Genomic DNA, 20978 nt, shown 5'->3' with positions numbered 1-20978 from the left:
CGTCTGCGGCGTTCAACATGGGAGACGGATGCCGCATGACTGAAACCACCGGAATGAGCCAGAACCTCCCAGGACGCACCAACGGTGCGGCCCGGCTGCCCCGGACTGGTCTCGCCGCGCTGCTGGCCGCCGCCGACCTGCCGGGGGAGATCGAGCTGCCCTGTGGCTCGATCGTGGCGGTCGGCGTGGGCGAGCCGCGGTACCGCATGACGTTCCGCTCGGAAAGCGCTTTGCGCGCACCGCTCACCGAGTTGGCGATCGGCCAGGCCTTCGTGTCGGGCGACATCGACGTCGAAGGTGACCTGGGTGCGTTATTCGGTATCCGCACCGCGCTACGGGAGGAGGTGCCGATGCGGCAGCGGCTGCGATTCCTGTACGACTTTCTGCGCTCACCACTCAAGATGAACAAGCAGGCCGTGTCCGCTCATTACGGCCGTGGCGACGACTTCTACCTGACTTTCATCGACAAGCTGTTCCGCTTCTACTCGCAGGGCCTCTTCCAGCACCCCGGCGAGACGATCGAGGAAGCGTCCGAGCACAAGCTCGAAACCATGTTCGCCGCGCTGGACCTCCAGCCAGGCGTCAGGCTGCTCGACATCGGCGGCGGCTGGGGCGGTGTTACCCAGTACTGCGGCGAGCGCGGCGTGCACGTCACGACGCTCACCATCGCGGAGGACTCCGCCAACCACGTCCGGGCGCTGATCGCTGACAACGACCTGCCCGGCGAGGTGCTGCTGGAGGACTTCCTCGCCCACCGTCCGGTGCAGCCGTACGACCACGCCGTGATCTACGGCGTGATCGAGCACCTCCCGAACTACCGCAGGTTCGCCGCGAAGGCGTGGGACGTGCTGAAGCCCGGCGGACGACTTTACCTCGATGCCTCCGCGTCCATCCAGAAGTTCTCGGTGAGCTCGTTCACCCGCGACCACATCTGGGGCGGCACGCACACGTACATGACGCTCCAGGACGTCATCGCCGAGATGCTCTACCACGGCTTCGAGGTGCTGGACGTGACCAGGGAGACCCGCGACTACGAGCTGACGATGCTGGAGTGGGCGAAACGCCTCGACGCCGCGAAGGACGACGTCGTCGCGCGCTGGGGCGAGGAGACCTACCGGGCGTTTCGGCTTTTCCTATGGGGCGGCACACACGCATTCAACGTCAACGCGCTGCAGGCCTACCACCTGGTCGTCGAACGCACTGCCGATCCCGGTCCCCGGCCGTCCCGCCTCCGCAGGCTCGTGGAGTTCCTGGCAGGCCTGCGCTGAGCGGCTTTGGTTGCGAGACGTCATGCAGCGGGAAATGCCGCGGGCTGGGCGCTTACCAACACGTGCAGAACAGAAGGTCCCCGGCATGCGGATGGCTGCGGCCCGGGGACCTGGTGGTAGATGCGGGACGACGTAAGAGACAACCCTCGTGTTCCGGGGTTCCCACGTGGGGACGGTCCGATCCGCCCAGGACCAGCCGGAGGAACTGGCGACGATCGCCGGTGTCGACAAGGGTCTTCTCGATCCGCCCGTAGTGGGCGATCGCCTCCCAGAGCAGGGTGGGGTGGCCGTCGCGGGAGAGCATCCGGATCACATGTGCGCGCGGACCGCGCCGGTGTGGATCGAGGCGGTGACCCGCAGGATGTCCTCCCAGTTCCGCCGCACACGTTCCAGGTCGACGCGGCCGCGGGCGGTGGTGGCGAACGGGCCGTAATCCGCCTGGGTGTCGATGCGCCACAGCTTCTGATCCGGCAGGTCGGCCAGCTGCGGCGCGTAGGAGAACCCCGCCAAAGTGAGCAGCCCGTAGACGATGTCGCTGCAGGAGGCGGTGTCGGTGACGATCATCCGCGGTTTCGTCCCGCCGTCGCGGTCGTAGAGCACGTCCAGGACGTGCAGGGAGTCGCGCGGGGTTCCGGCGACCCGCCGATGGGGCCGCGCGCCATGGCCGCCGCGAGGCCGTCCATCTTGGACAGCTCGATCACGCGACGGTCTCGTCTGTGGTCTCAAATGGGTGTTTCGCCGAGTTGCGAGGAGGCTGTCCGTCCAGAGTGGAGGAGAAACGGCGAAAGTGAGGAGACCCCACTCCTTCCCACTTCAACATATAGCGGACTGGGGGGCTTGCGGCAAGACCCGGGTCGTACCTCAGAATCACCGACCGGAAGCCAGAACCTGCGGAAATGGGGAGTTGCGAAGTGCGTGTGTTGTTGACGACGTGGGGATCGCGCGGGGACGTCGAACCGCTGGCGGGACTCGCGCTGGCGTTGCGGGAACTCGGCGCGGAGGCGCGGGTGTGCGCGCCGCCGGATGAGGAGTTCGCGAAGCTGCTGGAGCGTGTCGGCGTGCCGCTGGTGCCGCTCGGCCCGACGGTGCGCTCGGTCGTCGCCAACCCGAAGCCACCGACGGCGAAAGACGCGTTCCAGCTCGCTCCCGCGCTGGTCGCCGCGCGGTTCGACACGCTCACCGCGGCGGCCGAGGGATGTGACGCGCTGCTGGCGACCGGCCTGATGCCGGCCGGCGCACGGGACGTGGCCGAGAAACTGGGCATCCATTACGTGCTCGCGTGCTTCCACCTCCTCGGGCTGCCGTCGCGGCACTTCCCTCCGGGGAGACGGCCGGGCACACCGTCGCCGCAGGAGGAGACCGACAACCGGGTGCTGTGGGAGCAGGACGCCCAGAGAGTGAACGCCTTGTACGGCGAGGCGCTCAACAGCCATCGGGCGGCGATCGGCCTGCCACCGGTGGACAACGTCCGCGACCACGTCCTCACCGGCCGGCCGTGGCTGGCGGCGGACGCGACGCTGTGTCCGTCGCACGGCATGACGGACCTCGACGTCGTGCAGACCGGGGCGTGGATCCTGCCCGACGAACGCCCGCTCCCGGCCGGGCTGAATGCGTTCCTGGACACCGGCGCGCCACCGGTGTACGTGGGCTTCGGCAGCATGGCCGCGCACGCCGCGAAGGACATCGCCGGGGTGGCCATCGAGGCGGTCCGCGCGCAGGGCCGCCGGATCCTCCTCGCCCGCGGCTGGGCCGAGCTGACCCCGATCGGCGACGCCGACGACTGCTTCGTCCTCGGCGAGGTCAATCAGCAGGCACTGTTCCGTAGGGTTGCCGCCGTCGTGCACCACGGCGGCGCGGGCACCACCACGACGGCAGCCCGGGCGGGCGCGCCCCAGGTGATCGTGCCCCGGATCGCGGACCAGCCGTACTGGGCCACCCGAGTGGCCGAGCTGGGCATCGGCGCGGCACACGAGGGCTCGACGCCGACCGTCGACTCCCTGTCCGCCGCGCTCACCACGGCCCTGACCCCCGAGACCCGAACGCGAGCCAGGGCCGTGGCCGGCACGATCCGAGCCGACGGGGCGACGGTGGCCGCGAAACTGCTCCTCGACGCAGCCAGCCGGGAAAAGCCGCCCGTAACCCTGTGAACCACACGGAGGCCGGGCCGAGCGGGGTCCGCAGCCAGGATGTCAAGTGGTTCCCTCCGGCCGGATATCGCCGCTGGCGGGATGTCGGGCTGCGGGACTTCGGCTGCGGGACTTCGGGCTGGACGGGCTGGAGGATCCACGGTGGCGCAGCCGCAACGAGCAGCGGGATGCCGCGATGGCCGATGGCCGATGGGCTGTTCGAGACCGGCCCGCGAATCAGCGGGTGGGCCAGCGTGCTGGATGTCGAGCTGCCGCCAGACGATCCGGGGTCGCCGACGACCCGCTGGCCAGGCCCGGGAGGCGTGCGTGAACAACACGAACTCGCGCGGCTGCAAGCACTCATCGACGAACACGAACACACCCGGCCAGCTAGTGAGCATGACGATCGACACCAAGGAACGCGCCGCGATCCAATCCGCCGCCGACCGGCTGCTCGCCGGCACCCCGCTGCGATCCGACGGAGAGTTGACCGTCGTCCAGCTCGCGGTCGAGGCCGACGTCAAACGCTGACTGCTCGCCCACAAACAACGCGATCTCGCCGAGCGGTTCCGAGCCCGCGTCCGCGCGGCCTGGGGCGACCCACGCCAGGTCACCGAACTCAAGAACCGGATCCGACAACTGGAGGAAGACAACGCGCGCCTGCGGGCGGACAACGCCGAATAGCACGCGCTGACCGAGTATTATGCGCACATAATCAACGAACTGGCCGCCGCGCTCGATAGCGTCACCGCCGAGCACGACTAGTTGCTCGGCAACGTCCACGCCATCACCGGCGCCGCCAGCACCAATCCGGAGCGAGAGGATCCCGCACATGAGTCGAAGCTGGCTGTCGGTGCGTGTTGACCTCGTCGGCGGTGCCGGCCGTGACCTCTGGCTGCGGCCGGGCCGGATCTTCGCCGCCGCCCGCAGCCACACCTTCACCCAATTGGCTACCGCGATCGACGACGCCTTCGCCCGCTGGGACCGCGCCCACCTGCACCAGTTCGAGCTAGCCGACGGCCGTCGCATCGGCCGACCCGACTAGGAAGACGGCGAAGACCCCGACCTGCTCGATGGCCACAAGCTCACCCTCGGCAAACTGCGCGGCGGCGACCAGTTCGTCTACACCTTCGACCTCGGCGACTGCTGGGCCCACCTCTGCACCGTCGCCGAGCAGCGCATCGATCCCCTCGAGCAACTCGGCATCAAACCCGACCAGCCGCTGCCCTACTGGGGCTGGGGAGACATCCCCGATCAATACGGCCGCCGCTGGGACACCGATGACGGCGAGACACCGCTACCACCGGATCCTGGGCTCGCTGATCTGCCGCCCCTGCAGCCTGGGTGGGGACCCAACCGTCGCCGCTGAGCACCACGCCCGACCACCCGGCGCTGCGGTCAACAACAACACCGCTGGACTGGGGAGAGAACCGGGGTTTGAGACTGGCGGGGTCGCGAAAACTGGCGCTAAGCCGTGACGTGCTGGTTTAAGAGTTGGCCTTGGTTGCTGACTGCTGTTGAGGTGGTGGGCCGAAGGCGTTGTTCGACGCGGCGGTGGGGTGGCTGCGGGAACGGCGGGTGCTGCTGTCCGGGGTGAGGATGCTGGTGCGGCTGGTCGTTCCCGGCGGGAGGTGGCGACTCAGCGGTTGTGGGCGGCGCTGTACCGGCTGTTCGACGACGAGCGGCGCGCCGCCCTGGACGGGTTGTTGGAAGTGCCGGAGGGGCAAAGGGAATTCGCGGCTGGACAAGCTGCGTCGCCCGCCGGTGCGGGTGTCGGGTCCGGCGATGGTCGATGCGCTTGAGCGGGTTGCGGAGATTCTGGGGTTTGGGGTTCGGCGAGGTCGACATCGAGGTGGTGCCGCCGCGGCGGCCGGCCGAGTTGTCCCGGTATGGAGTGCAGGGCAAGGCCAGCCTGCTGCGTCGTCACGGGGATCGACACCCAGGCCCGTGTTGATCCACGAGCGGGTTACGAGCCGGCCTTCATCTGTTGTCTTTGGTCGGCGGACTACTCTTCCCCGCCGACCGCGTCCGGGGGCACGACCGTGCCCGGCCTGATGGGCTTGAGTGCCTGCGCAAGGTTGGGCATGGGCAAAGCCAGACCGGTGCTGTGAGCCGGCATGTCTCCGGGGTCCGGTTGTGTCACCGGGTTGTTTTCTTCCCGGCAGAAGTGGAACAGCTCAGCAAAACTCGCGAACCGCTGTAATTCCCCGGCTTTGACTTCATACCGCCAAGCAGTCCACTCCCCGTCGACCCCGGGTTTGGCAGGGTCGAGCAGCCAGTGGTCCTCGCCGCTGGCCACCAGCAACGACCGCTCGAACACCGTCGGCGGGGACGGGTCGTCCTCGTCTTCGTCCTCTTCGTCCGGCTCGCCGAAAAAAACCTCAGCAACGTCGATGGCGGTCCCGCCCTCGTCGGTATCACGGAACCAGGCAAGGTTGTCGCATGAGTACAGCGCGTCGACCCAGTCACCGACACCAGGCCACCCGTCGCTGGTCAGCAGGAAGTTACGAAAGCTGGGCGGGAATTGGACAGCGAGACGCTGCTCGGCTGCCGCCACCGTTTGTTCGGCGGCGGGCTCATATCCCAACCAACGTGGGGTCCTCTGCTCTGCCGCCAGTCCGCCACGCTCGTCGGCGTTGCTTGCCGTGCGCAAGTGTAGTTCGCTGTATTCACGCAGGTAGCTGCGCCATTGCTGAGGCGTCGTCAGCGCAGGCGTGATCGGCGCCGCGCCATCCTCGCTACGGTCACTCAAAACGGCAGCAGCTCCCATCGAACATCACCAGTCATCGTCGTGGCCACCCAGCATGCCACGAACCCTGCCGCACTGACGCGAGGTCCGGAAAGCACCGCCATTACGGGCAACCGGCAGTGCCCTCCGATACCAGCGCCATCCGCATCGACGCGTCCGCGACGCTGACCTTGTGAATGCACAGAGCACGCTGGGCGTGAACGTCGTTTGGCCGAGTTCCAGTTCTCCACTACCTGCAACCCGGCGTGGATCTCCCGCCGCAGCTGCTCCGACACCAGGTAGTCGCAGGTGAAGATCGTCCTCACCACTCGGCCCAGCTCCTCCAGCGCGAGGTAGGCGGGGTTCTTCGGCCCGCCGCCCTTGGTGAACCGTCGCAGCACCTGGTCGGCCTCGGCGATGCCCAACCTGAGAACGGTGGCGTATTTGACCATGTGGTCGTAGTTGCGTTCGATCAGCTCCCGGTCGATCGGCCGGTTCTTGACGACCCGCTCCAGGTTGGGTCAGGTCCCCGGCCCCGCGTCCGGGCTGTACAGCCGCATGGACCCGATGTTTTTCAACCGAGGGAGCAGCTTGAAGACCAAAGCTCGGTGAAGGCGAACCCCCACCACCGACGTGCCGTGCGTGTCGGTGTAGTTGGCCTCGACCTCCGCGTTCGGCCCCGGTCTCCTATCTCTGACCCACGGTGCGTGACCGGGACCAGCCGGGCGGCCACGCCGGATTCGCCCTGCAACCGCCCGGGCCCGTGCGGAGTCGTGATCACGTGGCCGGGAAAGGATTGGACGGGGTGATGCTCGGGCTTGTAGCTTGCGGTGGACCGTGACACCGCCCGAGGAGGTGAGACCCATGAACGCTGTATCGATGTGGGTGCTCCCCCTTCCCGTCACGGTCGGGCGATTGACGTAGGTGTCGCCGGGAGCGCCTCGCCAACAAGGCACTCCCGAAAGGCAACACCTATGCACTCTCCGCAGTTCACTGCCGAGCCGTCGTCGAAGGTCGAGCCGTCGTCGAAGGTCGAGCGCGACTTCTCCGTGGGCGACGTCCCCAGACTCCGGTCGTCGGCCTCCGGCGTCGATCGCGCGCCCCTCATGTTCGACGTGATCATTGCCGGGTGCGGGCCGACTGGCGCGATGCTGGCCGCCGAACTGCGGCTGCACGATGTGCGGGTCCTCGTTCTGGAGAAGGAAACCGCGCCTGTGTCGTTCGTCCGCATAGCCGGTCTGCATATTCGCAGTATCGAGCTGATGGCAATGCGCGGACTGCTGGATCGCATTCTCGAACACGGAAGACAGCGTCCAGCCGGGGGATTCTTCGCCGCCATTACCAAACCCGCGCCCGAGGGCCTGGATTCCGCGCACGCCTATCTGCTGGGCATCCCGCAGCCGGTCATCGTTGACCTGCTCGAAGAACATGCGATCGAACTGGGTGCGCAGGTCCGGCGAGGTTGTGCGGTGGCCGATTTCGAGCAGGACGACGAGGGTGTGGCCGTAGAGCTGGCCGACGGCGAAGCGCTGCGTGCGCGCTATCTCGTCGGCTGTGACGGCGGGCGCAGTACGGTGCGCAAACTGCTCGGTGTCGGCTTCCCCGGCGAGCCCTCGCGGACCGAGACGCTGATGGGCGAGATGGAAGTGGGTGTGCCGCAGGAGGAGATCGCCGCCAAGGTGACCGAAATCCGCGAGCCCCATCAGCGTTTCTGGCTCAGGCCCGTAGGCATTGGGGCATATAGCGTCGTAGTCCCCGCCGCGGGAGTCAGCGATCGTGCGGAACCGCCCACCCTCGAGGATTTCAAACAACAGCTGCGCGCCATCGCCGGAACCGATTTCGGCGTGCACTCCCCGCGCTGGTTGTCCCGCTTCGGCGATGCCACCCGGCTAGCCGAACGCTATCGGGTCGGGCGGGTGCTGCTGGCCGGCGATGCGGCACACATCCATCCACCCACCGGCGGACAGGGCCTCAACCTGGGCGTTCAGGACGCATTCAACCTCGGCTGGAAACTGGCCGCACAGATCCATGGCTGGGCGCCGGAAACACTGCTGGACACCTACCAGGCCGAACGTCATCCGGTCGCCGAGGACGTGCTGGACAACACCCGCGCCCAGATGGAACTGCTGTCCACCGAACCGGGCCCGCAGGCCATGCGCAGGCTACTCACCGAACTGATGGACTTCGACGAGGTGAACCGCTATCTGATCGAGAAGATCACCGCGATCGGCATCCGCTACGACTTCGGCGAAGGCCCCGACCTGCTCGGCCGCCGCCTGCGCGACATCGACGTGAAACAGGGCCACCTCTACGGTCTGCTGCATCGCGGCCGCGGACTGCTGCTGGACCGCACCGAACGCCTGACCGTCGGCGGCTGGTCAGACCGGGTCGATTACCTCGCGGATCCCACTGCGGTACTGGATGTTCCGTGCGTCTTGCTACGCCCCGACGGCCACGTCGCCTGGATCGGCGACGATCAGCAGGACCTGGACGACCACCTCTCCCGCTGGTTCGGCAAGCCCGCCAACTGATTCGCCTGAGCAACCGAAAAGGCCCGTGAGGAGGATCGAACGGCCAGTAGCGACTGACCACCGGAAGGCTGGAGACAGCATCAGCCGTGGTGCTCTGGCGCCAGGGTCGGCCGGCGAGGAGGGTTAGCCTCCGAGTGACGACCGGAAGACGGCGGAAGAGCACCGCGGAGTGGATCGGCGCAGGTGGCCGTGCGTTCGTCTAACGGCCGTCTGTCGAACATGAACGACGGGGCCACCCGGCGCCCCAACTGCCCCTTTCGTTCATTCTCCCGTTCGCCTTCTGCTTGCGTGTTCAGCAGCTCGACCAGGCCGTCGGTGATCTCCGGTCTGCCTGGTCCAGCCCAGCGCGGCCAGCAGCGTGATCCGCACTGGGTCCGAGCGGGCTTTGAAGTCCGAGGGGAACATGCGCGCGGCCCTTGCCCGCCAGACGGCCGGAGGTGTCGGCGAACAGGTCGTCCGGCAGACCCTCTTCGTCCAGCAGTCCGGCGACCCGCCGGCACACCCCCTGGCCCAGCTTGGCGACGGTCGCGGCGGCGAAGGCGTCCTCATGCCGTCGGGCATCGGACCCTGGGCGTCCACGCGGTTTCGGAGTTCGGGGACGTACTTGTCGTCCATGACGTCCTGGCCTGCGGTAATAGGGGGCGATCGCGGTGTCTCGACTGGACTGGCCGCCGGTGGTCGACGCGGCGCGGGCGATCGTGGAGAGCGACGCCGAGCCCGTGACGCTGCGGCAGTGCTTTCTACCGCCTCGTCGCCACACCGACGAGCCCGCCGGTTCAAGACCGACATGACGGCCGTTCGAGGGCGGCGTTGACTGGAGGTATGAGTTACGGCGCTAGCTCCGTAAAACGCCCTCGACGCACAAAAGCGCAGGTCGAGGCGTTACGGGCGGAGCTGTACGCGCTGGTGGAAACGGCCCAGCCGTGCAGCGTCCGCCACGCCTACTACCTCGGCATCGGACGGCTGTGGGGCAAGGGACAGCGGCACCTCGCGCCGGAACTACTCGGTCGTCGTCCGCGAGCTCGGCGTGATGCGGGAACGCGGGATGTTGCCGTGGGAGTGGATCACCGACGGCACCCGGCTCGTACGGCAGGCGACCGCCTTCGACTCGATAGAGGACGCCCTGGATCGCACGGCGGAGGTTTACCGGCGCAACTTGTGGAGTACACAGGCACGGCGGGGTCGAGGTGTGGTGCCAGAGCGACTCGATCGCCGGGGGGCTCCAGCCCGTCACCTCCGCTTGGGGCGTGGGCTTGTACTCCTGCCGCGGCCAGTCCAGCAAAACATTCGTACACGAGGCGATGCAGCAATATGTCCGGCAGGGCAAGCCCGTTACCGCGGTCTTCGCTGGCGACTGAGATCCCAGGGGCCGGCCGGTACCCGGGGGCCGACCGGGATACGCGAGAAAGGGGCAATGAGCCCCTGAAACCGCTACTCAGCCGTCTCCGGTGATCCGGCGACCACGTCGGCTGGCCCACTGGCGCGCTCCTGTCGTTCTACGGTGATCCCCATGCGTATACGGAGGTACCAATGAAGGCAATCGTCGCGACGGATCAGGCCGCGGAAGCAGCCGGGATCACACTCGCGGAGCGGCCTGAGCCGACGCCGGCGATCAACGACGTCGTCGTTGAAGTCCATGCGTCGGGCTTCGTCCCTGCAGAGTGGGAGTGGCCCTCGACGTGGGTCGATCGCTCCGGTCACGATCGAGCCCAGGCGATCATCGGCCACGAGTTCGCCGGAGTGGTCACCTCCCTCGGCTACGGCACGACGGGACTCTCGCTGGGACAGCGGGTGTCCGGGATCACGGACTGGCACCGCGATGGAACCCTGGCCGAGTACGCGGCCGTGGAGGCACGCAACCTTGCCCCGCTGCCGGGGAACGTCGACTTCACGGTGGGTGCGAGCCTGCCGATCTCCGGCCTGACCGCATGGCAAGGCCTGTTCCAGCACGGTCGTCTTCAAGCGGGGCAGAGCGTCCTCGCACACGGCGCCGCCGGCGCGGTCGGATCTGTGGTGACGCAGCTCGCCCGGGAGTTCGGCGCCTACATCATCGGTACCGGGCGGGCGGCGGACCGCCAGGCGGCGCGCGACTTCGGCGCGAACGAGTTCCTCGACCTCGATGACGACGATCTCGAAGACATCGGCGGGGTCGACCTGGTCTTCGATGTCATCGGCGGTGACATCCAAAGGCGCTCGGCGAGCATCATCCGGCCTGGCGGGACGCTGGTGTCGGTGGTCGGGCCTGCTGAGGCTCGCCCTGTCGACGGCCTCGCGGTCGACTTCGTCGTCGAGTCCGTTCCGAGTCAGCTGGTGGAGATCGTCGACCGGGTGCGGGACGGGCGCCTTCGCACGCACATCGGAACCGTCGCGACCCTCGACGACGCCGTCCCTGCGCTCAACCCGACCGAGCGGCGCAAGGGCAAGACCGTCATTCGCGTGCGCCCCTGAGCGCCCTGGAATAGGCCAACAGCGCCGTCCTGCCGACACCCTACTGACGAGATCGGCACCCGCCCCGACGCCGACGACGTAAGTGGGGCACGCTCAACTCACGACGGCGTCACGTACTTCGATCTCACACTCAACGACGACGGTCCGATCATGGTCGGTACCGGCACCCTAGCAAACGCCGCGTGGGCGCTGCTCCCGCGATGTGGATCTCGTTTCCGGTAGGTGGACCGGGATCGATACCCTGGGGTGAAGACCTGTTCACCGCCCACGAGTACTGCCGAGGACCTGAATGCCGCCGCCTGCCGCACACCCCGGGTTGCCGACGCTGGCCGACAGCGTGCGGCTGGCCGAGGACGGGGTTCACATCCTGGATCGCCGGGTGTTCCCGTTCGAGCACCGGTGGGTGCGCGCTCGCACGGTCGAGGAGGTCGCCGCAGCGATCGAGGACATGGTGACCCAGTCCTCCGGGCCGTACTTCGCGGTGCTGTGGGGCATGGTGCTGGCCGCGCGGGAGGCCGCCGGTCAGGGGCCCGCCACCGCGCGCAAGCACCTGCGGGTCGCCGGTGACCGGTTGATCGCCACCAGGCCGACCAACGACCAGCCGCGCAAGGCCGTGGAGTGGGTCATGGCGTCGGTGGACGCCGGCGGCGATGACGTGGTCGCCGCGGCGCTCGCCGGCGCGCAGGCCGGTGACGCCGATTACCGGCGGCGCAGCCGCGAGATGGGGCGCGCCGGTGCGGCGCTGCTGCCGGAGCGGGGGCGGATCCTGACGCACTGCTGGGGTGATCTGTACCTGGTCGGGCTCGTCGAGGCGGCGCTGGAGGCGGGCAAGCAGCTGTCGTTCGTGTGCACCGAGACCCGCCCGTACCTGCAGGGCGCGCGGTTGACCGCGGAGACGCTTGCGGAGATGGGTGTGGACACCACGCTTGTCACCGACGGCATGCCGGCGTCGCTGATGCGCGCGGGTGAGATCGACGCGTTGGTGACCGCCAGCGACCGGGTCACCATGGACGGTCACGTGATCAACAAAGTGGGGACGCTGCAGCTGGCGGTGGCCGCGCACACGTTCGGGGTGCCGTTCCACGCGTTGTGCCACGCGCCGGATCCCCGCTCGTCCACCGGCGCGGACGTGCCGATCGAGTTCCGCGACGGCGATGAGGTGCTGCACACCCTGGGACGGCGCAGCGCCAGCGAGCAGGTGCGGGGCCTGTACCCGGCCTTCGACATCACCGATCCGCGGTTCGTGACGACCGTGGTGACCGACCGGGGCGCGTTCGGGCCGGAGCGGGTGCACGAGTACTGGGAAGAGGAACGGGGGACGGCGCGGTGAGCGTGCAGGTCGCGGCCCGGTGGGGCGTGCTGGACATCGAGGGGACGTTGACCGCCACCAGCCAGGTGCACGTGGTGCTCTACGACTACGCGCGCCCGCGGTTGGGGGCGTGGATCGACGCGCACTCCGACGATCCTGTGGTGGCCGAGGCTGTCACGCAGGTCAAGGCCGACACCGGGCTGGGCGAGCAGGCTGGGACCGCTGAGGTGGTGGCGGTGCTGCACGGCTGGATGGACGCCGATCGCAAGGCCACCCCGTTGAAGACGTTGCAGGGCCTGATCTGGTCCGACGGCTACGCCCGCGGGGAGCTGACCACCGACTACTTCGCCGACGTGGTGCCGGCGCTGCGGTCCTGGCGCGACCGGGGCCTGGGGCTGGCGGTGTTCTCCTCCGGCTCGGTGGCCGGGCAGATCGCGTCGTTCTCCAACACGACTTCCGGCGATCTGCGGGGGCTCTTCGCGCATCACTTCGACACGGTCAACGCCGGGCCGAAACGGGAACGCGACTCCTACGAGAAGATCGCCGACGGGCTGGGCGCCACGGCAGCCGAGATCGTGTTCTTCTCCGATGTGCCCGCGGAGCTGGACGCCGCCGCGGCGGCGGGCTGGCGGACGGTGGGCGTGGCCCGGGCCGGGGAACCGTTCGCGGACGCCGATTACGGGACGCACCCGGTGGTGTCCACTTTCGGCGATGTTGAGCTTGAGGTGATCGCGTGAGCATCGAGCTGAAGCAGGCCGGGGCGGCGCTGGCCTGCGAGGCGGCGCGGATGGCGGGGCTGGGCTGGATGCGCGGCACGTCCGGCAACCTGTCGGTGACGTTGCGGCAGGACCCGCTGCGGCTGGCGGTGACGGCCAGCGGCCTGGACAAGGGCGAGCTGACCGCTGCCGACGTGGTGGTCGTGGACGCCACGGGTAAGGCCGTGCCCGATCAGCCCAATCCCGCGCAGCGGCCTTCGGCCGAGGCGGGGCTACACGCGAGGATCGCGTCGGTGGCCGGGGCGGGCGCGGTGGTGCACGTGCACATGCTCTCGGCGGTGGTGGCCGCACAGCGCTGGCCCGGCGGTGTGGTGTTGCGGGATCTGGAGATGCTCAAGGGGCTCGGGCGCCGCGACGACGACGTAATGACGGTCCCGGTGGTCCCCAACAGCCAGGACATGGGTGTGTTGGGTGATGCGTTCGAGGCGGGTTTCGACGCCGCGACGCCAGTGGTGATCGTGGCGCGCCACGGCGTGTACGTGTGGGGGCGGGACCTGGTGCAGGCCAGGCACCGCACGGAATGCTTGGACTGGCTGTTCCAGTTCACCTTGGCCACGAACGGATTCCAGGAGGTAGTGGCATGACGTTGCTGACCGTGTGGCCGGACACCGATCCCGGCACGGTGGAGTTGCGCACCGAGGACCCCGGCCCGATCGGAGACGTCCTCAAGCAGTTCGGGGTGCGCTTCGAGCGTTGGGAGCTCACGGAGCTGGCCGAGGACGCCACGTCGGAGGACGTGCTGGCGGCCTATCGCGCCGAGGTCGACGCCGTCATCGACGCAGAGGGCTACATCAAGGTGGACGCGGCGGTGATGGCGCCGCGCGACGGTGATCCGGAGTGGGAGCAGCAGGCCAAAGCGGCTCGGGAAAAGTTCCTCTCCGAGCACACCCACGACGATGACGAGGACCGGTTCTTCGCTCGTGGCGCGGGGGTTTTCTATCTGCACATCGGCGCGAAGGTCTACGCGGTGCTGTGCGAGGCGGGTGATCTGCTGAGCGTGCCGGCCAACACCACGCACTGGTTCGACATGGGCACCCGCCCGGATTTCGTCGCGATCCGCTTCTTCCACGACGAGGACGGTTGGGTGGGCGATTTCTGCGACACCAACACTGCAGAGCTGTTCCCGTCGTTCGATGATCTGATGGCCTCGCGGGGCTGACCTCTCACGCCGGAGCCGGGTGCGGACTTGCTGTCCGCACCCGGCTTTTCCGTTCCCTGCGGTTCTTCCCAAGAGGGATGGTCGGGATACGGGAGCCACCATGAAGATCCCAGCCCCATCGGCACCTCGCCGATGGGGCATCTTCACCCCCTCGTCATCGGCACCGTCAACGGCGCAGTCACCGGCACGCAACTCGGCAACGAACAGTTCATGATGTGGACCATCGGCGGTTTGACGGCGTGGCTGGGCTGGGTGGTTCCGCTGACGCTCGCCCAGCTGTGGCTGGACCGCCGCCCCAAGCACGCCCGGGCACGCTGATCACCGGCAGGCTTGACCTGGAGTGCGGTGGAGGTTGAACGCTGGCACGGTCCGTCGTCCGAAGAGCCGCGCAAGGGGGGGCCGGCCCGTGTCCGCGATCGATGCCGATTCCGCAACCGGGGCGGGTTTGCTGTCCCGCCGCTACCGGTCGCTGACCGTTGGTGCGCTGATCTTGATCTCGTCGGTGGCCTTCGAGTACGTGGCGGTGGCCACGGCGATGCCGACGGTGGTGCGGGCCCTGGACGGGTTGACGCTGTATGCGGTGGCTTTCGGCGGCACCATGGCCGCGGGTGTGGTGAGCATGGTCGTCTCGGGTGGGTGGAGCGATGTTCGGGGGCCGGCGGTGCCGCTGCGGGTGGGGGTCGCGGTGTTCGCCGCCGGGTTGCTGCTGGCCGGGGTGGCGCCGGTGATGTGGGTGCTGGTGGTGGGCCGGATCGTGCAGGGCCTGGGTGGCGGGTTGAGCTCGGTGGCGCTGTACGTGGTCGTCGGGCACACGTTGCCGGAAGAGTTGCGGGCGCGGTTTTTCGGGTTGCTGGCCGGAGCGTGGCTGTTGCCGTCGATCGCGGGCCCGTTGGTCGCGGGTTTGCTGGTGGAGCAGTTGAGCTGGCGGTGGGTGTTCCTGACGACAGCGGTGCTGGCGGTGCCTTCGTTGGTACTGGTGAACCCAAGTCTGCGCGGGTTGTCGTGGCCCGTGGCGCCGCAGCGGCCCCGCTCGCGTCGTCCGTTGTGGGCGGTGGGTGCAGCCGCGGGGGCGCTGCTGCTGCATTACGGCGGGCAGCAGACCGGTTGGGTTCCGCTGGTGCTGGTCGTTGCGGGGTTGGGTGCGCTCCCGGTGGTGCCGCTGGTGTTGTGCATCGCCGGGTTGACGGTGCTGTCACTGGGGATGGGGTTGATGTACCCGGTGTTGTCGGCGTTGACGCTGCGGTGGTCGGCGCCGCAGGAGCAGGGGGTGAACAGTTCGGCGTTGCAGCTCAGCGAGTCGCTGTTCACCACGACCGTTCTGGCGGTCACGGGTGCGTTGTTCGCGGCGTGGTTGGTGTGGTCGCCGGTCACGGCGTACTTCGCGGGCTTCGGCGTCGCTTCGGTGTTGACGCTGCTGGCCGTGGCGGTGGCCGTCCGAGTCCGGTGATGTCCGGATCCCCCACCCGCAGCCGTCTTCGCGCCGACCGCTGCGCTGCTCGGCCAGGTGGCTCGTGAGTGGTTTTGGGCGCTGTGGCCCCCGAAACCACTCACGGGCCGTGCGTCCCCGGGGGGCAGCTCAGGTAGGTCTCGAGGGCGTCGGCTCCGCCACCGCGCCCGCCGCAGCCGCGGATGATCTCGCGCATCCGGTCCAGGTTGGCACGGACCTGCTCGTCGGCGGCGATGGTGTCGACTGCGGCGCGCAGGTCGGTGGCGGTGAGGGTTTCGGGTTTCAGCCGGCGGCCGAGTCCCAGTTCTTCGACGCGGGCGGCGTTGGCGGCCTGTTCGGGCATCTGCGGCACGGCAACCAGCGGGACCCCGGCGTGCAGGGATTCCATGGTGGAGTTCATGCCGGTGTGGGACAGGAACGCGGTGGCGTGGCGCAGGACCGCCGGCTGCGGGAAGGAGGCGCGCACGTCGAAGTTCGCGGGGATCGCGCCGAGTTGGGCCTGGTCGATGTGCTGGCCAGTGGACATCGCGATCTGCCAGTGGCTCCCGCCGAATGCCTCGAAGCACATCCGGTAGAACTCCGGGCGGTTGTTGAACGCGGTGCCTAGGGAGATGAACAGCAGCGGGGCATGCGGGTCGCGGGGCTTCCAGGGCGTTTCGGCGCGCTCGCCCAGCAGCGGGCCGATGAAGCGGAACCGCTGGTCGAAGGTGTCGGCGCGGAGCTGGAATTCCCGCGGCAGGAACACCAGGTTCAGCTCCGCGGGCGGCGCGCCGAAGGGCAGTTCGGCGCGCACGCCGAACTCGGCGCCCACCTGCTGCATCCGGCTGCCGAATTCGGCGAACGCTTCGGTGGGGAATCCGGCGTTGTCGGCGTCGAGCACGTCGCGCAGCGAGAAGTTCTCGTTGGCGGCGAAGCTGGGCACCAGCGCGATCGCGGGGACGTCGAGGTCTTGGGCCAGCATGCGTCCGGTGCTGGTCATCACGTCGAAGCACACCGCATCCGGCGGGTCGGCGCGGAATCGTTGCCGCAGAGGCGGGAAGCTGGCGCGGATGTCGTCGATGAAGAACTGCATCAGTTTCGCCACCGGCGGCGGGCCGGGCTGGTCCTGTGGCGGTATTTTCGGCAATTCGGTAGGTAGTTCCAGGATTTCGGCACCGCTGGCTTGCACGGTGGACGCCATTTCGCGGCCGATGGCGTAGCTGACGCGGTGGCCGCGGCGCAGCAGTTCGGCGACCAGCGGCAGCGTGGGGTTGACGTGGCCGGCGGCGGGCATGCTGATGAAGGCGAAGTGCTTTTTCATGGTTCCTCGTGCTGGACATGCGCGTTTCGCGCGCGGGGCTCACCGTCCAGTATCCGGGTCTGTTCCGGTGGCGGCATGTGGCGTTGATCATCGCCGTTTTCACACCTTTCCCGGGGAAAACGGGGCTCGCATCCGAATTGGGCCATCGCCGGACGACCGCGCATGCCGTGAAGGAATTGCGTCCGGCATCGGCCGTTGGTCGCATTTCCTCGTGCCGTTTCCGGTTACCACCGCGTGCGCCACGCGGTTCCGGGGCTTCGCGCAAAACCCCGGAACCGCGTGGTTCCGGGCGGGTCAGGGCAGGGTGAGCACGCGTGGTCCGTCGTCGGTGATGGCGATGGTGTGCTCGACGTGGGCGGCGCGGCTGCCGTCGCTGGTGAGCACGGTCCAGCCGTCCTCGGCGGTGCGGATGTCGTCGCTGCCGCCGGCGAGGAACATCGGCTCGATGGCCAGGACCAGTCCGGGGCGCAGCGGGGTGCCGCGTCCGGCGGGGCCGTCGTTGGGCACGAACGGGGCTTCGTGCATGTCGCGGCCGACGCCGTGGCCGCCGAGGGGGCCGGGGATGCCGTAGCCGGCGCCGCGCCCGACGACGCCGATGGCGCGGGCGATGTCGCCGGTGTGGCCGCCGGGCCGGGCGGCGGCGATGCCGTCGGCCAGGGCCTGCGCGGTGGTTTCGGTCAGCTGGGTGTCCTCGGGGCGGGCCGGGCCGACGCTGAAGGTGATCGCCGCGTCGCCGACCCAGCCCTGCAGGCGGGCTCCACAGTCGATGCTGACCAGGTCGCCGTCGGCCAGTGCACGCCCGTTGGGGATGCCGTGCACGATCGCGTCGTTGACCGAGGCGCAGATGGTGCCGGGGAACGGGGTGGGTGCCCAGTTGGGCCGGTAGCCGAGGAACACCGGTTGCGCGCCGGCTCCGGTGATGGTGGTGTGCGCGATCTCGTCGAGTTCGCGCAGCGTGGTGCCGGCGGTGGCGTGCGCGCGGACGGCTTGCAGCGCTTGGGCGACGACGCGCCCCGCTTCGCGCAGCGCGTCGATCTCGATCGCTGTCTTCAATTCGATCACGTGCGTCTCTCCCACACCACTGGCCCCAATAACTATACCGATATTAGTATCACGGCCATGGTGCGTGTGCCGCTGAACGAGCACGAACGGCGACGGGGCGAACTGCTTGGCCAAGCGCTGCGGGACGCCCGCGGCGAACGCAGCATGGTCGAGATCGCGGCCGCATCCGGGATCTCCACCGAGACCCTCCGCAAGATCGAGAAGGGCCGCATCCCCACCCCGGCGTTCTTCACCGTCGCCGCGGTCGCCGACGCGGTGGGACTGTCGCTGGACGAACTGCGCAGGGACGTCGCGGCCACGCAGGAAACGCAACGCCGCATGCCGGCCTGACACCCCCGCAAGACATAAGTCCTTCTTAACCCCGGGCGAAAAAACCAGCGACCGCAATACCCACGGCGCCCGGTCCGCGGTCCGCTGCGGACAGTCCACATCGGATGATCACGACGACGACCCTTCGTGTCCGGACCTGCGTTTCCGGTTGACCCACACCCACTCCCGCAACGCTGCGATGGAGATCACAGCCAAGACTCCGCGGTCCCATACGCTCCGACAACCAGCCGGCAACCCACGACGCCCACCCCGGCTTACGACACGAGTCCGTGACGAATTCGCTACGATGCGCCAGCCGGGTCGGGGAGAACAACCGGCACAACACGAACGGAGTCGCCAGTTGCCTGCCGAGCACCCCGACCAGTTGCGCCGCTGGTGGTGGAAAAGCCCCCTGGCGGCACGCCTGCTGCCCGCCGCCGCGCTGCTGACCGCGACCGGCGTCGGCGTGATCAACGCCCTACCCACAGGCAACCAAGATCTCGCCACACCCCCGCAACCCCCGCGTGTGCCCGTCAGCCACCTCACCCCGGTCACGACCTCGATGGCCCCGCCGACCACCACGACGACCACCGAACCGGAACCGACCACGCCGCCGAGCACGACGACCACCACCAGCAAACCCCCCACGACCTCGGCCACCCCCACCACCACGCAGCAACCCCAGCCAACCCGCCTGCCCAACCCACCGGGCCACAACGGTGACAACGGCCGCCCCCGGCCCACCACCACCAGCAAGGACGACCCGGGCCCGGTAGTCGACGAAGGCGAACGCTGCTCCCAAGAAGGCGACTTCGGCCGCACCACCTCCGGCGCGGCCGCCAGCTGCGAACGCGCCGACGACGGCAAACTGAGGTGGACCACACAATGGTGAACAACACCGACGACGACCACCCCACCGACCGCCACCACGCCAGCGCCCTGCGCATCCTGGAAAACGGCCCCCACGCCCCGCAATGCCCCCACGGGCACGGCCCCCTGACCACCGTCACCGACCACGACGCCCCCACCGGCGTCGTCATGGTCTGCCAGCAATGCGGGCACCGCCGCGACATGGAAGTCACCATGCTGCGCACCCTGCTCAACCCCGACCACACCAGCTTCGACCAGCCGCTGGCGATCCCGGCCGAGCACCCCTCAGTGACCGAAACCGCCGAAATCCCCCGGGTCCGACCCGAGGACACCGCCCGCGAACCACTCGGCAAGATCACCGCCGGCGAAACCACCCGCGATGATCTCGCCGACGCAGACGACACCTACTTCGACTCCCCCAACCAGCCCACGACACCACCCCGCGGCCACCAACCCGACGGCACCATCCGCACCACCGGCTGGCTGCAACTGGGCAAAATCCCGATCAGCTCCGGACTGTGGGCCACGCTCACCGGCACCGCGCTGGGCCTGGCGCTCATCGACCTGCACGCCTGGCTGCCGCTGATCCTGCCCGCCGCCGCCTTCGCCGCCTGGTTCGCCACCATCCGCTGGTTACGGCCCGCCTCGGCCGCCACCAACGTCGAACAGGTCAACGCCAACGAACTGCTACCCGGCGACGCGGTCCGCATCTACGGCCCGATCGGCCCCGTCGGCATCGTCGACCAGGTCACCCCGGCAAACAACCAGCAGGTCCTCGTCCGCTTCACCGGCGGCACCCAGCGATTCCTGCCCGAAGACGCCCGCTGCCACCTCGTCCAACTCCGCAACTAACCGCCACCCGGGGGCGGCCGTGAACACCTCAAGACGCGAAAGCGACCCGAAAACACCCACGGCCGCCGACCAAGCCGAACACCCCAAGGTCAGCCGCGACCAGACTCCGAAACACCGGCCGAACCACCCACGACCGCATCCGAACCCGACTTCGCGGCATCCACCGGCGGCACCAACCCCGACACATCCCCACCCGTGTCGTTGACCTTCAACACGAACGGCCTCGTCTCCGTATAGCGCACCACGCTCACCGAACACGGATCAACCACGATCCGCTGAAACGCATCCAGGTGCAGCCCCAACGCATCCGCCAGCACCGACTTGATCACGTCACCATGCGTGCAGGCCAACCACACCGCATCCGCGGGCAGCCGGCGATCATGCGCTCGCACCGCAGCCACCGACCGCGCCTGCACCTGCGCCAACCCCTCACCACCCGGGAACACCGCCGCCGACGGGTGCTGCTGCACCACCTTCCACAACGGCTCCCCGACCAACTCCGAAATCTTGCGCCCCGTCCACTCGCCGTAATCGACCTCGACCAGATCCGCCTCCACCACCGGCGAAAGCCCCCGCCGCGCCGCCAACCCCGCCACAGTCTCCCGGCACCGCTGCAACGGCGACACCACCACCTCCCGCAACGGAACCCCCGCCAACCGGTCCACCAGGCCCGCCGCCTGACCCACCCCGGTCTCGTCCAACCCGACACCGGGCGAACGCCCAGCCAAAGTCCCGGCACCATTAGCCGCCGACCGCGCATGCCGCAACAGGATGAGAGTCGCCACGCCAGCCG

22 protein-coding genes and 1 pseudogene are annotated in these 20978 nt (G+C 68.7%); 15 read left to right on the top strand and 8 right to left on the bottom strand.

The annotated features are described in order from the left end of the window. Positions 1-35: 35 nt before the first annotated feature. Positions 36-1268, top strand: coding sequence for a class I SAM-dependent methyltransferase (locus FDZ84_RS30955; protein ID WP_168588759.1), 1233 nt, complete (start codon positions 36-38; stop codon positions 1266-1268). Positions 1269-1577: 309 nt separating this feature from the next. Here the strand turns inward: FDZ84_RS30955 and FDZ84_RS30950 are convergent, their stop codons facing one another. Further along, on the bottom strand, positions 1578-1868 hold the full coding sequence (locus tag FDZ84_RS30950) for a Tn3 family transposase (RefSeq protein ID WP_210435226.1): 291 nt from the start codon (positions 1866-1868) through the stop codon (positions 1578-1580). A gap of 311 nt (positions 1869-2179) precedes the next feature. Here FDZ84_RS30950 and FDZ84_RS30945 point away from each other — a divergent pair, with 311 nt between their 5' ends. Continuing rightward, the gene (locus FDZ84_RS30945) at positions 2180-3415 is read left to right on the top strand and encodes a glycosyltransferase (RefSeq protein WP_168588758.1); all 1236 of its coding nucleotides are present in this window, start codon (positions 2180-2182) and stop codon (positions 3413-3415) included. A 369-nt stretch (positions 3416-3784) separates the two neighbouring features. Here FDZ84_RS30945 and FDZ84_RS30940 read toward each other — a convergent pair whose 3' ends face one another. Beyond that, positions 3785-4177: a hypothetical protein gene (locus FDZ84_RS30940; protein ID WP_168588757.1), complete on the bottom strand. Its 393-nt coding sequence runs from the start codon at positions 4175-4177 to the stop codon at positions 3785-3787. Between the two features lie 49 nt (positions 4178-4226). Between FDZ84_RS30940 and FDZ84_RS38210 the strand changes: the two genes are divergently transcribed. Continuing rightward, positions 4227-4439 carry a hypothetical protein gene (locus FDZ84_RS38210; protein WP_210435225.1) on the top strand — a complete coding sequence of 71 codons (213 nt, stop codon included), beginning with the start codon at positions 4227-4229 and terminating at the stop codon, positions 4437-4439. Here the strand turns inward: FDZ84_RS38210 and FDZ84_RS38205 are convergent. Next, complete coding sequence (locus FDZ84_RS38205; RefSeq protein WP_210435224.1) at positions 4404-4592, bottom strand: hypothetical protein; 189 nt, start codon at positions 4590-4592, stop codon at positions 4404-4406. The genes FDZ84_RS38210 and FDZ84_RS38205 overlap by 36 nt on opposite strands. 361 nt (positions 4593-4953) lie before the next feature. Between FDZ84_RS38205 and FDZ84_RS38200 the strand changes: the two genes are divergently transcribed. Further along, complete coding sequence (locus FDZ84_RS38200) at positions 4954-5196, top strand: hypothetical protein (RefSeq protein WP_210435223.1); 243 nt, start codon at positions 4954-4956, stop codon at positions 5194-5196. Between the two features lie 203 nt (positions 5197-5399). Here the strand turns inward: FDZ84_RS38200 and FDZ84_RS30925 are convergent, their stop codons facing one another. Both FDZ84_RS30925 and FDZ84_RS39570 read right to left on the bottom strand, forming a co-directional pair. After that, positions 5400-6164, bottom strand: a complete 765-nt coding sequence (locus FDZ84_RS30925) for an SMI1/KNR4 family protein (RefSeq protein WP_168588756.1) — start codon at positions 6162-6164, stop codon at positions 5400-5402. After that, positions 6143-6988, bottom strand: a pseudogene (locus tag FDZ84_RS39570) (Tn3 family transposase). Before FDZ84_RS39570 ends, FDZ84_RS30925 begins: the two are co-directional and overlap by 22 nt. A gap of 240 nt (positions 6989-7228) precedes the next feature. Between FDZ84_RS39570 and rox the strand changes: the two are divergent. From rox to FDZ84_RS30880, 8 genes are all read left to right on the top strand, one after another. Further along, positions 7229-8653 carry a rifampin monooxygenase gene (gene rox, locus FDZ84_RS30915; RefSeq protein ID WP_210435782.1) on the top strand — a complete coding sequence of 475 codons (1425 nt, stop codon included), beginning with the start codon at positions 7229-7231 and terminating at the stop codon, positions 8651-8653. A gap of 1530 nt (positions 8654-10183) precedes the next feature. Beyond that, a complete protein-coding gene (locus tag FDZ84_RS30910) occupies positions 10184-11101 on the top strand; it encodes an NADP-dependent oxidoreductase (RefSeq protein WP_168588754.1) in 918 nt (305 codons plus the stop codon). Positions 11102-11390: 289 nt separating this feature from the next. Further along, positions 11391-12431 (top strand): s-methyl-5-thioribose-1-phosphate isomerase, encoded by a 1041-nt coding sequence (locus FDZ84_RS30905; RefSeq protein ID WP_168588753.1) that lies wholly within the window; start codon positions 11391-11393, stop codon positions 12429-12431. Next, a complete protein-coding gene (gene mtnC, locus FDZ84_RS30900; protein ID WP_168588752.1) occupies positions 12428-13147 on the top strand; it encodes an acireductone synthase in 720 nt (239 codons plus the stop codon). The genes FDZ84_RS30905 and mtnC overlap by 4 nt, the downstream gene beginning before the upstream one ends. Then, the gene (mtnB, locus tag FDZ84_RS30895; RefSeq protein ID WP_168588751.1) at positions 13144-13770 is read left to right on the top strand and encodes a methylthioribulose 1-phosphate dehydratase; all 627 of its coding nucleotides are present in this window, start codon (positions 13144-13146) and stop codon (positions 13768-13770) included. Before mtnC ends, mtnB begins: the two co-directional genes overlap by 4 nt. Further along, positions 13767-14345, top strand: coding sequence for an acireductone dioxygenase (locus tag FDZ84_RS30890; protein WP_168588750.1), 579 nt, complete (start codon positions 13767-13769; stop codon positions 14343-14345). The genes mtnB and FDZ84_RS30890 overlap by 4 nt, the downstream gene beginning before the upstream one ends. 27 nt (positions 14346-14372) lie before the next feature. Then, entirely contained in the window at positions 14373-14663 is a 291-nt protein-coding gene (locus FDZ84_RS30885; RefSeq protein ID WP_168588749.1) for a hypothetical protein, read from the top strand. An 88-nt stretch (positions 14664-14751) separates the two neighbouring features. Continuing rightward, positions 14752-15792, top strand: a complete 1041-nt coding sequence (locus FDZ84_RS30880) for an MFS transporter (RefSeq protein WP_168588748.1) — start codon at positions 14752-14754, stop codon at positions 15790-15792. Positions 15793-15892: 100 nt separating this feature from the next. On the opposite strand, the gene FDZ84_RS30875 is transcribed toward FDZ84_RS30880, so the two are convergent. Next, on the bottom strand, positions 15893-17092 hold the full coding sequence (locus tag FDZ84_RS30875) for a macrolide family glycosyltransferase (protein ID WP_168588747.1): 1200 nt from the start codon (positions 17090-17092) through the stop codon (positions 15893-15895). Positions 17093-17386: 294 nt separating this feature from the next. Continuing rightward, the gene (gene map / locus FDZ84_RS30870) at positions 17387-18154 is read right to left on the bottom strand and encodes a type I methionyl aminopeptidase (RefSeq protein ID WP_168588746.1); all 768 of its coding nucleotides are present in this window, start codon (positions 18152-18154) and stop codon (positions 17387-17389) included. Positions 18155-18211: 57 nt separating this feature from the next. Between map and FDZ84_RS30865 the strand changes: the two genes are divergently transcribed. The 3 genes from FDZ84_RS30865 (at position 18212) to FDZ84_RS30855 (ending at position 20185) form a co-directional block, all read left to right on the top strand. After that, positions 18212-18484, top strand: coding sequence for a helix-turn-helix domain-containing protein (locus FDZ84_RS30865; protein ID WP_168588745.1), 273 nt, complete (start codon positions 18212-18214; stop codon positions 18482-18484). Positions 18485-18824: 340 nt separating this feature from the next. Further along, entirely contained in the window at positions 18825-19355 is a 531-nt protein-coding gene (locus FDZ84_RS30860) for a hypothetical protein (RefSeq protein WP_168584134.1), read from the top strand. Continuing rightward, positions 19349-20185 carry a hypothetical protein gene (locus FDZ84_RS30855; RefSeq protein WP_168588744.1) on the top strand — a complete coding sequence of 279 codons (837 nt, stop codon included), beginning with the start codon at positions 19349-19351 and terminating at the stop codon, positions 20183-20185. The genes FDZ84_RS30860 and FDZ84_RS30855 overlap by 7 nt, the downstream gene beginning before the upstream one ends. 89 nt (positions 20186-20274) lie before the next feature. Here FDZ84_RS30855 and FDZ84_RS30850 read toward each other — a convergent pair whose 3' ends face one another. Next, entirely contained in the window at positions 20275-20970 is a 696-nt protein-coding gene (locus FDZ84_RS30850; RefSeq protein WP_168588743.1) for a histidine phosphatase family protein, read from the bottom strand. Between the last annotated feature and the right edge of the window lie 8 nt (positions 20971-20978).

It is taken from the genome of Saccharopolyspora sp. ASAGF58 (assembly GCF_012277335.1).
Lineage (GTDB): Bacteria > Actinomycetota > Actinomycetes > Mycobacteriales > Pseudonocardiaceae > Saccharopolyspora > Saccharopolyspora hattusasensis.
The sequence above is the reverse complement of the archived record's forward strand: the minus strand, read 5'-3'. Positions and strand labels throughout refer to the sequence as shown.

What these genes read in the sequence shown, in the direction of transcription:
- FDZ84_RS30875 (WP_168588747.1), bottom strand. Translation starts at nt 17,092, where the DNA reads ATGAAAAAGCACTTCGCCTTCATCAGCATGCCCGCCGCCGGCCACGTC.
- FDZ84_RS30905 (WP_168588753.1), top strand. Translation starts at nt 11,391, where the DNA reads ATGCCGCCGCCTGCCGCACACCCCGGGTTGCCGACGCTGGCCGACAGC.
- FDZ84_RS38210 (WP_210435225.1), top strand. Translation starts at nt 4,227, where the DNA reads ATGAGTCGAAGCTGGCTGTCGGTGCGTGTTGACCTCGTCGGCGGTGCC.
- FDZ84_RS30855 (WP_168588744.1), top strand. Translation starts at nt 19,349, where the DNA reads ATGGTGAACAACACCGACGACGACCACCCCACCGACCGCCACCACGCC.
- FDZ84_RS30890 (WP_168588750.1), top strand. Translation starts at nt 13,767, where the DNA reads ATGACGTTGCTGACCGTGTGGCCGGACACCGATCCCGGCACGGTGGAG.
- FDZ84_RS30865 (WP_168588745.1), top strand. Translation starts at nt 18,212, where the DNA reads ATGGTGCGTGTGCCGCTGAACGAGCACGAACGGCGACGGGGCGAACTG.
- FDZ84_RS30910 (WP_168588754.1), top strand. Translation starts at nt 10,184, where the DNA reads ATGAAGGCAATCGTCGCGACGGATCAGGCCGCGGAAGCAGCCGGGATC.
- FDZ84_RS30925 (WP_168588756.1), bottom strand. Translation starts at nt 6,164, where the DNA reads ATGGGAGCTGCTGCCGTTTTGAGTGACCGTAGCGAGGATGGCGCGGCG.
- FDZ84_RS30955 (WP_168588759.1), top strand. Translation starts at nt 36, where the DNA reads ATGACTGAAACCACCGGAATGAGCCAGAACCTCCCAGGACGCACCAAC.
- rox (WP_210435782.1), top strand. Translation starts at nt 7,229, where the DNA reads ATGTTCGACGTGATCATTGCCGGGTGCGGGCCGACTGGCGCGATGCTG.